General features: G+C 60.3%; 14 protein-coding genes. 6 read left to right on the plus strand and 8 right to left on the minus strand.

All coding sequences use genetic code 11. The features are described 5' to 3' along the window. Positions 1-60: 60 nt before the first annotated feature. The 3 genes from PL597_RS13245 (at position 61) to PL597_RS13255 (ending at position 3,123) form a co-directional block, all read left to right on the plus strand. On the plus strand, positions 61-429 hold the full coding sequence (locus PL597_RS13245) for a DUF971 domain-containing protein (protein WP_271365332.1): 369 nt from the start codon (positions 61-63) through the stop codon (positions 427-429). A 219-nt stretch (positions 430-648) separates the two neighbouring features. Beyond that, positions 649-2,460: a monovalent cation:proton antiporter-2 (CPA2) family protein gene (locus tag PL597_RS13250; RefSeq protein WP_142912301.1), complete on the plus strand. Its 1,812-nt coding sequence runs from the start codon at positions 649-651 to the stop codon at positions 2,458-2,460. A gap of 54 nt (positions 2,461-2,514) precedes the next feature. Further along, positions 2,515-3,123 (plus strand): pyridoxamine 5'-phosphate oxidase family protein, encoded by a 609-nt coding sequence (locus PL597_RS13255; RefSeq protein WP_271365333.1) that lies wholly within the window; start codon positions 2,515-2,517, stop codon positions 3,121-3,123. A 123-nt stretch (positions 3,124-3,246) separates the two neighbouring features. Here the strand turns inward: PL597_RS13255 and PL597_RS13260 are convergent, their stop codons facing one another. The 8 genes from PL597_RS13260 to PL597_RS13295 all read right to left on the minus strand — a co-directional run bounded on the left by PL597_RS13260 (position 3,247) and on the right by PL597_RS13295 (position 10,924). Further along, positions 3,247-4,317 (minus strand): GGDEF domain-containing protein, encoded by a 1,071-nt coding sequence (locus PL597_RS13260; RefSeq protein WP_269824685.1) that lies wholly within the window; start codon positions 4,315-4,317, stop codon positions 3,247-3,249. Between the two features lie 503 nt (positions 4,318-4,820). Beyond that, entirely contained in the window at positions 4,821-6,038 is a 1,218-nt protein-coding gene (locus PL597_RS13265) for a molybdopterin molybdotransferase MoeA (RefSeq protein WP_077982169.1), read from the minus strand. Beyond that, positions 6,039-6,530: a cyclic pyranopterin monophosphate synthase MoaC gene (gene moaC / locus PL597_RS13270; RefSeq protein WP_271365334.1), complete on the minus strand. Its 492-nt coding sequence runs from the start codon at positions 6,528-6,530 to the stop codon at positions 6,039-6,041. A 7-nt stretch (positions 6,531-6,537) separates the two neighbouring features. Beyond that, positions 6,538-7,353 (minus strand): indole-3-glycerol phosphate synthase TrpC, encoded by an 816-nt coding sequence (gene trpC, locus PL597_RS13275; protein WP_077982171.1) that lies wholly within the window; start codon positions 7,351-7,353, stop codon positions 6,538-6,540. 10 nt (positions 7,354-7,363) lie between these two features. Next, on the minus strand, positions 7,364-8,392 hold the full coding sequence (gene trpD / locus PL597_RS13280) for an anthranilate phosphoribosyltransferase (RefSeq protein WP_271365336.1): 1,029 nt from the start codon (positions 8,390-8,392) through the stop codon (positions 7,364-7,366). Positions 8,393-8,407: 15 nt separating this feature from the next. After that, positions 8,408-10,300, minus strand: a complete 1,893-nt coding sequence (locus PL597_RS13285; RefSeq protein ID WP_137410468.1) for a peptidylprolyl isomerase — start codon at positions 10,298-10,300, stop codon at positions 8,408-8,410. A gap of 268 nt (positions 10,301-10,568) precedes the next feature. Beyond that, entirely contained in the window at positions 10,569-10,703 is a 135-nt protein-coding gene (locus tag PL597_RS13290) for a hypothetical protein (protein WP_006314429.1), read from the minus strand. A 41-nt stretch (positions 10,704-10,744) separates the two neighbouring features. Beyond that, positions 10,745-10,924, minus strand: a complete 180-nt coding sequence (locus tag PL597_RS13295) for a hypothetical protein (RefSeq protein ID WP_046798466.1) — start codon at positions 10,922-10,924, stop codon at positions 10,745-10,747. 436 nt (positions 10,925-11,360) lie between these two features. On the opposite strand from PL597_RS13295, the gene coaD reads away from it, so the two are divergent. From coaD to PL597_RS13310, 3 genes are read left to right on the plus strand one after another with little or no spacing between them, the layout of a single operon-like run. After that, positions 11,361-11,855, plus strand: coding sequence for a pantetheine-phosphate adenylyltransferase (coaD, locus tag PL597_RS13300; RefSeq protein ID WP_077982176.1), 495 nt, complete (start codon positions 11,361-11,363; stop codon positions 11,853-11,855). Between the two features lie 29 nt (positions 11,856-11,884). After that, positions 11,885-12,454, plus strand: a complete 570-nt coding sequence (locus tag PL597_RS13305) for a peptidylprolyl isomerase (protein WP_077982177.1) — start codon at positions 11,885-11,887, stop codon at positions 12,452-12,454. Between the two features lie 35 nt (positions 12,455-12,489). Next, on the plus strand, positions 12,490-12,999 hold the full coding sequence (locus tag PL597_RS13310; RefSeq protein ID WP_077982178.1) for a peptidylprolyl isomerase: 510 nt from the start codon (positions 12,490-12,492) through the stop codon (positions 12,997-12,999). Positions 13,000-13,147: the final 148 nt, after the last annotated feature.

The raw sequence follows: 13,147 nt of genomic DNA on the forward strand, positions 1-13,147 counted from the left end.
TGCCTATCGTGAGGCAAGTTCGTAATTCTGACGCATATGACGAGCTTGCGGAAGTGAAAAATGAGTGATGCCTGGCCGACCGAGCTGCTTGTGTCAAAAGACCGGCGCGAACTGACCGTCTCTTTTGATGACGGCAGCGTTTACCGTCTCCGAGCCGAGATGCTGCGCGTCCTTTCTCCCTCGGCCGAAGTGCAGGGCCACGGGCCGGGGCAAAAGGTCACGGTGCCCGGAAAACGCGATGTCGCCATCCGCTCCATGGTCGCGACCGGCAATTATGCGGTGCGCATCATCTTTGACGATGGCCACGATAGCGGCATCTACACCTGGAAATATGTGAAGGAACTGGGCGAGACCGGCGATGCGCTGTTTGCGGATTATGAGCGGGAGCTCGCCGAAAAGGGCTTGAGCAGAGAGCCGCGATACCGGTAGACGGACGCAAGGCCTGCGGACCCACCCGCATTCCTGTGACAAGCACACCAATGAGGGGAGGAGGACAGCGGCATCCAAGGATCGCATGCCCTGAGCGACAAATAACCCGTTGAATCTGTGCATCGTCCTTCAGTAAAATCGTTTTCGCTTTTCACGCCGATGCGCTAGGAAGTGAGGGAGGGAACACCCTCGTCTTATCGATTTTCAGCGGGGTGGCGTGTGGCTGTAGAAGCGAACGGGAATGATCTGGCCCAGGTGGTCGTGCTTTTGGCGGCCGGCGTTGTCGCCGCGCCGATCTTCAAGCGCATCGGCCTCGGTTCGGTGCTCGGTTATCTGGCCGCCGGTCTGGTGATCGGGCCTTACGGTCTCGGTTTTTTCTCCGATTCGCAGGCCATTCTGCATATAGCGGAACTCGGCGTGGTGATGTTCCTGTTCATCATCGGCCTTGAGATGCAACCGTCGCGGCTGTGGTCGATGCGGCAGGATATTTTCGGGCTGGGTGCGCTTCAGGTGCTGGTCTGCATGGCCGGCCTGACATTGATCGGGGTCGGTCTCGGTTTTCCCGTCATCATGTCGTTCGTTGCCGGCACCGGTTTCGTGCTGACCTCGACAGCCATCGTCATGCAGATGCTGCAGGAGCGCAACAGCATGTCGAGCCTGAAAGGGCAGCGCATCATCGCCATTCTGCTGTTTGAGGATCTGGCCATCGTGCCGCTGCTGGCGCTTGTCGCTTTCCTCGGTTCGGGCGGCGAACACGTCACGGCATCGGAGCGCTGGGCTTCCGTCGGCATCGCGCTTGCTGCCGTCGGTGCGCTCATCCTTGCCGGGCGTTATCTGCTCAACCCGTTCTTCCGCCTGCTGGCGGCCTCCGGCGCGCGCGAGGTGATGACGGCCGCCGCGCTGCTGGTGGTGCTGGGTTCAGCGCTTCTGATGCAGGTCAGCGGCCTTTCCATGGCCATGGGGGCCTTTCTCGCCGGCGTGCTGCTGTCGGAATCCTCCTTCCGCCATCAGCTGGAAGCGGATATCGAGCCGTTTCGCGGCATTCTGCTCGGCCTGTTTTTCCTCGGTGTCGGCATGGCGATCGATCTTGCCGTCATTGCCTCCAGCTGGCAGCTCGTGGTCATCAGCGTTGTGGGCTATATGCTGCTCAAGGCCTTCCTGATCTATGGCGTGGCGCGGGCGCTCGGCACCACCCGGCGCGAAAGCCTGGAACGGGCGGTGCTGATGGCGCAGGGCGGCGAATTCGCCTTCGTGCTCTATTCGGCTGCCGTCAGCGCCGGCATTCTCGACCGGGAGGCGAACGCCATCCTGACGGCGACCATCATCATCTCCATGGTGCTGACGCCGCTGATGGTCATACTGCATGACCGGCTGGTGCCGGCGGCGGTTCCCAATACCGACGATCTCGATGTGCCTGAGAATGTCGAGGGCAGCATTCTGCTGATCGGCTTCGGCCGTTTCGGCCAGATCGTCAGCCAGCCGCTTCTGGCGCGCGGTTATACGCTGTCGCTGATCGACAAGGACGCCGACTTCGTGCGCGATGCGGCGGAATTCGGCTTCAAGGTCTATTATGGCGACGGTTCGCGGGCGGAAATCCTGCATGCCGCCGGTGCCAGCACGGCGCGCGCGGTACTTATTTGCGTCGATGACAAGGAAGCTGCTGTGCGGATCGCGGAGATCGTCAAACACGAATTTCCGCTGGTTCCGGTTCTCGCCCGTGCTTACGACCGCGGCCATGCCATCGATCTGCTGAAAGCCGGCGTCGACTACCAGATCCGCGAGACGCTGGAATCGGCGCTGAATTTCAGCGAGGAAGTGCTGGGCGCCATGGGCGAGGAGCGGGAAGACGCCGCACGTCTGGTGGAGGAATTCCGCGACCGCGACGAGGAGCGTTTCGCCATGGAAGTCGTCGGCGGCATCTATGCCGGCCGTTCGCTGATCCGCGGCAACGCCCAGCCGGCCGATCTCGTGGCCGCCCGCACCGCGCGCGAGCGGGCAGAGCGGGAAAAGGCGGAAGCCGCAGAGGAATAGGACGCCCCGGTCTTTCGGCGGCGACAGAGGCAATTGGCAGGGATAGGAACGGACATGACGATCATTCGCACGGTTGAGGAATTGAAGGCCATCTATGACGGCACGAGCGAGGCGTCGATCGCCAAGGTGACAGCCGCGCTGACAGCCGAATACCGGCTGATGATCGAGGCATCGCCCTTTCTGGCGCTGGCGACGGTGGGGCCTGAAGGCATGGACTGTTCACCGCGCGGCGACAAGGGCGGCGTGGTGCGGGTGGCCGATGACAGGACCGTGCTGTTGCCGGACTGGCGTGGCAACAACCGCATCGATTCGCTTCTGAACATCGTGCGCGACCCACGGGTGGCGCTGATGTTCCTGATCCCCGGTTCCAACACGACCATGCGCATCAATGGCCACGCGGTGGTTTCCGTCGATACGGGGTTGTTGCAGAGCTTCGAGATGGATGGCAAACATCCGCGCACCGTCATCGTGGTGACGATAAACGAGGTCTATTTCCAGTGTGCACGGGCGCTGATGCGCTCCGAACTGTGGAACCCCGCCAATTTCGTCGATGTGGCATCGCTGCCGACGCCCGGCACCATGCTCAAGGCGGCGAAGGCGGAGTTCGATCAGGAGACTTATGATCAGGAATGGGCGGCGCGGGCGGCAAAGACCATGTGGTGAGGCATCAATTGCCGCAGCAACAGGTTGGCATTTAAAGGGCATGCACTTGCGTCACCCCGCCCTCATTCCTGTGACGAGCACAGGAATGAGGGCGTCAACGGAACGGCTGCTGCCCTCTAATTTTCACGTCCGATAAATCAGCCAGTTCTTGCCCGCATAGTTCTTCTGCATGCCGTCCTCGTAATAGATGGAACGGTTCCGGCCGGTTTCCTTGGCATGATAGAGCGCGGTATCGGCATGGCCGTAAAGCTCGCTCGGGTTGCTGGCCTGCGCGGCGGAAGCGAAGCCGAGGGAGATTGTGACCGTGCCGTAGTCGGCGCCTGATCTGGAATTGCGGAAGGGCGTGCTTTCCAGCGACAGGCGGATGCGCTCGCACATCACCATCACCTCTTCCGGTGTGTTGCCATCCAGAATGATGGCGAATTCCTCGCCACCGCTTCGGGCGACGAAACCGTCCTTGCGCACATTGGCGCGGATGACGGAAGCGACGGTGGCGAGAATCTTGTCGCCGACCGGGTGGCCGAAAGTGTCGTTGATCCGCTTGAAGTGATCGATATCGAGCAGGACGAGCGTGGTATATTGCAGGCCGATGGAGCTGTCATAGATGGACGCCAGCCGGTCATCGAAGGCGCGTCGGTTGGACAGGCGCGTCAGCGAATCCGTATTGGCGATGCGCTTGTACTCATCCAACTCCAGGCGCACCTGGTGCATTTCCTCGGCATGGCGGTTGACATCGTTGAAGGTCTTTTCGCCGTCGATGATTTTCGAGCCAGTGGCCTCGGCCAGCAGCGAAATCGCATTCCTTAGAATATTGCTGCTGGCTGCATTCTTGTCATCGATGCGCTGGCGCGTTTCACCGAGTATCCGGTTGTAGTTTTCGATGGAGGATTGTTCGCGCCTCAGCGTGCCCAGAAGGCCCTCCAGTTCGCGCCTGAGCTTCTCATGCGCGTCGTCGATCGACCGGGCGGGATTTCCTTCTCCGTAACGGGAGGACAGCTCGTCCAGATCCTCCTGCGTCACCCGGTGTCCAAGCGCGGCCAGCTCCTTCGTCAGGGCAGGGTTCGAGCCGATATAGGCTTCGTAAAAGAGACTATAGTTACGCGGGATCGGCGAAACACCCATGCTCCGCATGGCATAGGCAATCTGCCCGGCAATGTCGGGCCCCGTGGTTTTGGGCGTGGATGCCGTGTTCATCAAGAAACTCCAGTGAGTCTGCTTATCGACTATGATTATTATTATGAAGTTCGTTTTGGAAAGCTTAATTTATGGGAAACTAATTTTTGTGCCATGAAACTTCATTTTTGCCACTTTGTATTTTATTTAATTGATAAATATAAGTAATTTTCATTTTCCCGAATTCCGGTACTTTTTCCTCTATTGTTTGCCTTGGTGGCAGAACCGCATTTATTCTGTCAATCCTAATAACGGGATTCGTGTGGTTTATTTTGGTACAACAAGATGGAGAAATAATCCCGGCGTGAAAAGGTATGGTGGTTTTTTAATTCGGCGCGACCCCGCCTATAGGCGGTTTTTTTTGTCATTCGTGTCGGGATACAGGAATGTTACAGTCTTATCTTGGGTTCCTGCGCCTGCGGGACGCGGCAGCGCCGTTTTGGGACGGCGCGGCAATCATTCGGCAAGGTTCAGGAAAAGGCCAGCTATGCGGCCGGCCGTAATTCGCGCGTATAGACCGTGCGTCAGGATTTCAACCGGATGACCGGGCATTCTGTCCCAGCCGCCGCCGCTGGCGCATTTGGCGGGCGCACGAGCAGCCCGTCGGAATGGGCCAATATCTTCATCATCGATGAGTCCTGCTTCGTATGGGCTTCCGCCACCAGCAGGCCGTTTTCGTCGGTGCTGAAACGGGCGCGCAGATAATCCTGCCGATGATCATTCGCTTTCAGCGGTGTGGCGGTGCGGGCGGTCGCCGCTCGTTGCCGGGGTGCGCGGCGGGCGATGCTGCGGATCAGCGGTTCCAGGAACAGCAGGCCGCAGACAAGGCTGGCAACCGGGTTTCCAGGCAGGCCCAGAACCTGCATGGAGCCGATGGCGCCGACCATTAGCGGTTTTCCCGGACGCATGGCGATGCGCCAGAAATCGAGCTGCATGCCTTCCGCCTTCAAGGCTGCCTGCACGAGGTCATGGTCGCCGACGGAAGCGCCGCCGAGCGTCACCAGCACATCGACATTCGCTGCGACGGCCTTGCCGATGGCGGCGCGGATCAGCCTGTCATTATCGGCGACGATGCCGAGATCGATAACCTCGGCCCCGGCCTGCCGGGCAAGGGCTGCGACGCCGAAGGTGTTGGAGGCGATGATCTGCGCGGGCTGTGGCGCGCTTCCCGGCGGCAGCAACTCGTCGCCGGTGGCGAGGATGGCGATGCGGGGCCTGCGATAGACAGTGAGAGCGGCATGGTTCATCGCGGCCGCCAGCGTCAGTTCGGTGAAGCCGAGTTCCCGACCGGTCTTCAGGGCCGCTTCGCCTTCGGTAAAATCCTGTCCGCGCGGGCGGATATGTCGCCCGGCGGTGACGTCGAAGGCGGTGCGGATTTTTCCGCCCTCCAGCACTTCGGCATCTTCCTGAATGAGAATGGTATCCGCACCCTGAGGCACGGGCGCGCCGGTGAAGATGCGAACGGCCTGGCCTTCACCTACCGTGCCGGTAAAGGCATGGCCGGCGGCGGCCTGACCAATGACGGTCAGCACCGAGCCGATATCGGCCGCATCGGCGCTGCGCAGCGCGTAGCCGTCCATGGCAGAGGCGTCGAAGGGCGGCTGGGTGAGGCGCGCCGTCAGATCGGTCGAAAGAACCCGGCCATCACATTCGGCAAGCGGTAGGGTCTCGCTTTCCGCTACAGGAACCGCCGCTTCCAGAAGGCGCCTTATGGCTTCATCCACGGGCAGCAGCGGTTTCATTCAATTCTCCTGTCGCCGGAAATCGCCGGATTTACCGCCGCTCTTTTCGAGCAGGCGGATATTGACGATCTCCATCGCCTTGTCGGCGGCTTTCGCCATGTCATAGATTGTCAGGCAGGCGATGGAGACGGCGGTCAGCGCTTCCATCTCCACGCCGGTCTTGCCGGACAGTTTCACCAGCGCTTCGACCCGCAGGCCGGGCAGGGCGGCGTCTTCGGCAATGTCCACCGCCACCTTGGTCAGCATCAGCGGATGGCAGAGCGGGATGAGGTTTGCCGTCTGCTTGGCGGCCATGATGCCGGCGAGGCGCGCGGTGCCGATGACATCGCCCTTCTTGGCGTTGCCTTCGCGGATGAGCGCCAGCGTTTCCGGCTTCATCTTCACGAAACCTTCGGCCACTGCGACACGGACGGTTTCGGACTTGTCTCCGACATCGACCATATGCGCTTCGCCGCTCGCATCGATATGGGTGAGCTTCTGGCCATCGCTCATTGGCGTCTTATTCCGCTGCCAGAATGCCGGATTGGCCGGTCAGCAGCGCCTTGGTGGCCGCTGTCACATCGTCCTTGCGCATCAGGCTTTCGCCGACGAGGAAGGTGCTGATGCCGCTTTTTTCGAGACGCTTACAATCCTCGAAGGTGAAGATGCCGCTTTCGCCGACCAGCAGCTTGTCAGCCGGTACGAGGCCCGCCAGTTTTTCGCTGGTTTCGAGGCCGACTTCGAAGGTGCGCAGGTTGCGGTTGTTGATGCCGAGAAGCGGCGAGGCGAGCTTCAGCGCGCGCTCGGTTTCCTCTTCATCGTGCACTTCGATCAGCACATCCATGCCGAGCGCGAAAGCCTCGTCTTCGAGGCGCTTCGCATCGTCGTCCGACAGCGATGCCATGATGAGGAGAATGCAGTCCGCACCCCAGGCACGGGCCTCATGCACCTGATAGGTGTCGAACATGAAATCCTTGCGCAGCGCCGGCAGGGCGCAGGCATTGCGGGCGGCGGTCAGGAATTCCGGTGCGCCCTGAAAGCTTGGCCTATCCGTCAGCACCGAAAGACAGGCAGCGCCACCGGCTTCATAGGCGGCGGCCAGCGCCGGCGGATCGAAATCCGGACGGATGAGGCCTTTCGAGGGGCTGGCCTTCTTGATTTCGGCGATAAGCCCGAACTTGCCTTCGGTCTGTTTCGCCCGCAGCGCCTTATAGAAACCGCGCGGTGCGCTCTGATCCGCAGCCATGGCCTTCAGATCGGCCAGCGAAACCTTGGCCTTGGCGGCGGCGATTTCCTCGAGCTTGTAAGCCTCGATCTTTTTCAGGATGTCGCTCATGATCTCGCTCTCATTCCTGCCCTGAATTGGCTTCGTTGGATACGGCGACCAATCGGTCGAGCGCGGCAGCGGCCTTGCCGCTATCGAGCGCATCGCTTGCAATCGTCATCGCGTCGGTAAGCGTTTCCGCCTTGCCGGCAATGACCAGCGCTGCGGCCGCGTTGCACAGCGACACGTCACGATAGGCGTTGCGCTTGCCGGACAGAACCTCGCGCAGCGCAGCCGCATTGGCAATGCCATCGCCGCCCTTCAGGTCTTCCATGGAAGCGGGCTCGACACCGAAATCCCTCGGCGTCAGATCGAAAGTGCGGATCTTGCCGTCTTCCAGCGCCGCGACGTGGGTAACGCCCGTCGTCGTCACCTCGTCCATGCCGTCGCCATGCACGACCCAGATGCTCTCCGACCCCAGATCGCGCAGCACTTCGGCGAGCGGCACCAGCCAGCGCGGCGAGAAGACGCCAAGTAGCTGACGTTTTGCACCGGCGGGGTTGGAGAGGGGGCCGAGCAGGTTGAAAATGGTGCGGGTGCCGAGTTCGACGCGGCTCGGGCCGACATGGCGCATGGCCGAGTGGTGAAGCTGCGCGAACATGAAACCGAGGCCAGCCTCCGCGATGCAGCGGGCGATGAGATCGGGACCGATATCGAGCTTCACGCCGAGTGCCGAGAGGGCATCTGCCGTGCCTGACTTGGAGCTCAGCGCCCGGTTGCCGTGTTTGGCGACCGGCAGACCAGTGCCGGCGGTGATGATCGAGGCCGGGGTCGAGATGTTGTAGGTGCCGATGCCATCACCGCCGGTTCCGACGATATCGATGGCATTGGCGGGGGCCGAAACCGGCAGCATGCGGGCACGCATGGAAGAAACGGCGCCGACGATTTCGTCTACCGTTTCGCCACGCACGCGCAGCGCCATCAGGAAACCGCCGATCTGCGACGGGGTGGCTTCGCCCGACATCAGAATGTCGAAAGCAGTGCGCGCATCCTCGCGGTTCAGGCTTTCTCCGTTCGCGACCTTGGCGATCAGCGGCTTCAGTTCGGCCATCTTGTCGCCCCCCGGTTAGAAACCGACCATCGCCTGATCGGCGAGGGCCTGATTGATCGTCACACCATAGTCATTCTGCAGGCGGTTGACCATCTGGTCCAGCATGTCGTCGCCGGCGGCGCGGGCAATGGCGGCGAACTGCTGGTCGTCATTGGCGAGCGCATCGGCAGGCGCATTGGTGTCGACCGAGGTGACCTTGAAGAGGATACGGCTGGAACCGTCGGCATCAGCCGCCTCGCCCACCTTGCCCTCTGCGCCGGAGAAGACCGCCGCGATCGTCTGCTGGCCGAAAATAGCGTCTTCGCTGTTGCGGCGCAGGCCGGACTTCTGTTCGACCGCGAGGCTCAACTCACCCGCTACTGCTTCCAGCGTCTCGCCCTTTTCGACGCGCGTTTTCAGTTCTTCGGCTTTGGCGGCAAGCGCGTTACGCTGCTGCTCCGCCGTCCAGTCGGCCACGACATCGTCGCGGACTTCGGCAAGCGTGCGGTCGCGGGCGGGGATGATCTGGTCGACATCGAACCAGATGTAGCCTTCACGGCCGAGATTTATCGGCAGCGCTTCCGTCCCGGGTTCGGTCTTGAAGACCTCCTGCGCCAGCTGCGGGGAGGGCAGGCCCTCAACCTTATCACCCTTTTCATCGAGGCCGGACGCGTCGATGGCGGCGACGGTGACGGGTTTCAGGTTCAGCTGCTGGGCAGCGTCGGCGAGCGAAGAACCGCCGGCGCGCAGGTCTTCATACCGGTCGTGAACATTGGTGATTTCTTCGGCGGCGGCGGCCGTGGCGAGATCCTTGCGGATATCTTCCTTCGCCTCTTCCAGTGTGCGGGTCGTTTCCGGCTTGATGCCGGTGACGCGCAGGATGACCGGGCCAAAAGAGCCGTCGACCACCGGAGATACGCCGCCATCCTTCTGGATGGCGAAAGCGGCGTCGGCAATCGACTGGTCGGGAATGGTGTCCTTGGTGAATTCGCCGAGCGTGACGTCGGACGCGGTCTTGCCCTGATCCTTCACCACCTGGTCATAGGTGGTGTTGCCAAGCCTGATCTGCTCGGCGGCAGCGGCTGCCATTTCCTTTTCCGGGAAGGTCAGCTGCTCGACGGTGCGACGGCCGGCGGTGCGGAAGCTGTCCTTGTGGCTGTTATAATAATCGGCAATCTGCGCGTCCGTTACCGACGCCGGTTCTGCAATATCGGATGGTTCCAGCTTCACATAGGTGAACTTGCGGAATTCCGGTGCGCGATATTTCGCCTTGTTGGTTTCGAACCAGGGGGCAAGCACGTCGTCGCCCGGTGCCTTGACCGGTGGAATGACGGCGTTCGAAAGAATGACGTAATCGACGGCGCGCTGCTCGTTGCGATATTGTTTCAACGCATCCACCAGCACCTGCGGTGCGGTAAAACCGTCCGACACGGCTTCGACGATCTGGCTTCGGACGGCGACCTTGCTGCGTTCCTTGATATAGTCATCCTCGCGGAACCCCGAATTGCGCAGGCGTTCGCTGAAGAGATTGCGATCGAACTGGCCGTTGACCGACTTGAAGGCCGGGTCTTCGGCGATCAGGTTGGCGAGGCGGTCTTCCGAAAGGCCGAGATTCATTTTTGATGCCAGTTCGTCAAGTGCTGCGCCCGCCGCAAGCTGGCTAAAGACCTGACGATCAATGCCGAAGGCCTTGGCCTGCTCGGTCGTCAGCCTTGTTCCGAATTGACGGCTGAGATCGGAAATCTGGCGCTGATAGGCAAGGCGGAATTCCTGCGGGCTCACCGTCTGGTCACCCACCGTCATGACGGCATGGGAATTGGAGGTGACAAGCGATGCGGAAACGCCCCAGACGCCGAACGAAACAACAAGCAGGAGAAGCAGCAGCTTGGCTGCCATGGTTCGAGAAGCATTTCTCAGGGAATCGAGCATCGTTATGCAAACCTCACAGGAACGTCATTGCGGTCGCCAGCCTTCCGGCCCGCAACGTATCGGCGTTCCTTAAATCAATCCAAAGGGAAATTGAAGGGAATTTGCCTTGGAAAAACGGGGTTTTGAAAACGCTTATGTGATTGGAGGCCGGTTTTTCGGCCGTCATCTTCTCCGTATCGCCCCGTGAGGCGGCAAAATAAAACCGCCCGGAGGGTCCAGGCGGTTACGAAGAATCATTTTAAAAAGCGCTGAGGCCGGTCTGCCGCGCTCAGAAGGCGCGGTTTCGGCGGATCGTCGCCTTGAATTCCTCATCCTCGCGTCGCATCTCGGCGACCACGGAGATCATCGACGTCACGAACATTACGCTGATCAGGGCCAGAAGCATCGTCAGAAATGTAAACATGATATCGTCTCCGGGAGATTTGAGAAAATTCTCTCCGTTACTCAGTAATAATTCATATACTGATAACGGGCGGTCAGCTGCGGGTAGTCCGGTCCCTGGGCTTCAGGCTTCTGCTCATAAAGGCTAAACGTCGTTGCTACCATTGCGATAACCAGTACTGTCCAGGCGGTGCTGATGACGCTGATTTTCGCCGAAGTAGACTGTTTTTCTCTTACAAACATCTGTCCGTTCCTTTGGTTCTGTCTTAACGCACCATGTTTCAACATGTTCCGCGTTAACCGTAAAAATCGATTAGCATCGCCCCGGTGAAACTTCCTTGAATGGCTCGTTCATCTGGCGTTCAGGAATCTGGCGAAGGGCGTCATTCGAGAAAAACATACTCGGCTGCGAATGATGCGATGACCGAAAGGACGATCATGAAGGCCAGCATTTTCAATTCTCCGGGTGATTAACGGGTGAGGGGCGTTTCGGTTTCCCGATGCTGTGCATTTAAACAAAATAGCTGTGAAACAGCACTGAACGGCCCATTCATCCGGGGTTCACGCCACAGCCGTGCGTGTGAGGGATGGTTATAAAGTCTTGCGCGGCGTGCCTCTCCATGACAAAAGGCGGCACATATGTCGAAGCGTCGAGACGCGCCCACCACCTGAGAGCGATATGACGATTGCCTTTTATCCAGGATCCTTCGATCCGATGACCAACGGACATCTGGATGTGCTTCTCCAGGCGCTGAACGTGGCGTCGAAAGTCATCGTGGCCGTCGGCATTCATCCCGGAAAGGCGCCGCTGTTCAGCTTCGAGGAACGGGCAGGGCTGATAAAGCAGGCGCTTGCCGAACATCTGCCGGGTGAAGCGGCGCGCATGGAAGTCGTCTCCTTCGATAATCTGGTCGTCGATGCCGCCCGAAAGCACGGCGCACGCCTTCTGCTGCGCGGCCTGCGCGACGGCACCGATCTCGATTATGAAATGCAGATGGCCGGCATGAACCGCCAGATGGCGCCGGATATCCAGACCGTATTCCTGCCCGCCGGCACATCGTCGCGACCCATTACAGCCACATTGGTCCGGCAAATCGCCGCCATGGGCGGCAATGTCGAGGCTTTCGTGCCGAAAGCCGTGCTTGAAGCCCTCAACGCCAAGCTGAAGCGCTGACTTCAGCCTTACATTCTGGAGCCAATCCGATGAAACTCGTTCGATTTGCCTTTGCCGGCGCCATGTTTGCAGGCGCACTTGCCGCCAGCACCCTTGCTTCTGCAGCCGAACTCTTGACCGTGCAGCTGAAGGACGGTCCTGTCGTCATCGAGCTGATGCCGGAAGTTGCGCCCAAGCACGTTGCGCAGATCGAGGCGCTGGCCAAGAAGGGCGCTTATGACAATGTCGCCTTCCACCGCGTCATCGACGGCTTCATGGCGCAGACCGGCGACGTGCAATACGGCAACATGGAAAAGGGCTTCAGCGCCCAGCGCGCGGGTACGGGCGGTTCCGACCTGCCGGATATTCCGGCCGAATTCTCCAAGGTTCCGTTCACGCGCGGCGTGGTCGGCATGGCCCGCTCGCAGGATCCGAACTCCGCCAATTCGCAGTTCTTCATCATGTTTGCCGACGGCCCGTTCCTGAACGGTCAATATACCGTGGTCGGCAAGGTCGTGTCCGGCATGGAAGCCGTGGACAAGATCAAGCGCGGGCAGGGCGGCAACGGCGAAGTTTCCAACCCCGACCGGATGATCAAGGTCACCGTCGGCAAGAAGTAAGGTAGGGCAATAGAGCCCGAATAGAGGAGAATAACATGGCCGAGATCAAGGATCCGGAAAACACCATCATCATGGAAACCACGACCGGCAAGGTCGTGATCCAGCTGCTGCCTGAAGTTGCGCCGGGCCACGTCGCCCGCATCAAGGAACTGGTATCGGAAGGCGCCTATGACGGCGTCGTTTTCCACCGCGTCATCGAAGACTTCATGGCCCAGACGGGTGACGTGAAGTTCGGCAAGAAGGGTTCCGAAAGCTTCAACCCGGCCCGCGCCGGCATGGGCGGTTCCGACAAGGAAGACCTGAAGGCAGAATTCTCCGCCATTCCGCATGTGCGCGGCACCTGCTCCATGGCCCGTTCGCAGAGCCCGAACTCCGCCAACTCGCAGTTCTTCATCTGCTTTACCGATTCCCCGTGGCTCAACAAGCAGTACACCGTCTGGGGCCAGGTCATCGAAGGCATGGAAGCCATCGACAAGGTCAAGCGCGGCGAGCCGGTGAAGGATCCCGATTCGATCGTTTCGATGAAGCTCGCTTCTGCGGCTTGAGGATAAATTTCGCCCGCCTTGCCAAGGGCAGGGCGGGCGGATCTATGCTGACGGCGTGCCTCGCACTCCGCGTCATCCTCGGGCTTGACCCGAGGATCCATTCCCGCAAGTGTCATGGATCTTCGGGTCAAGCCCGAAGATGACGTCG

It is taken from the genome of Agrobacterium sp. ST15.13.013 (assembly GCF_027956525.1).
Classification (GTDB): domain Bacteria; phylum Pseudomonadota; class Alphaproteobacteria; order Rhizobiales; family Rhizobiaceae; genus Agrobacterium; species Agrobacterium salinitolerans.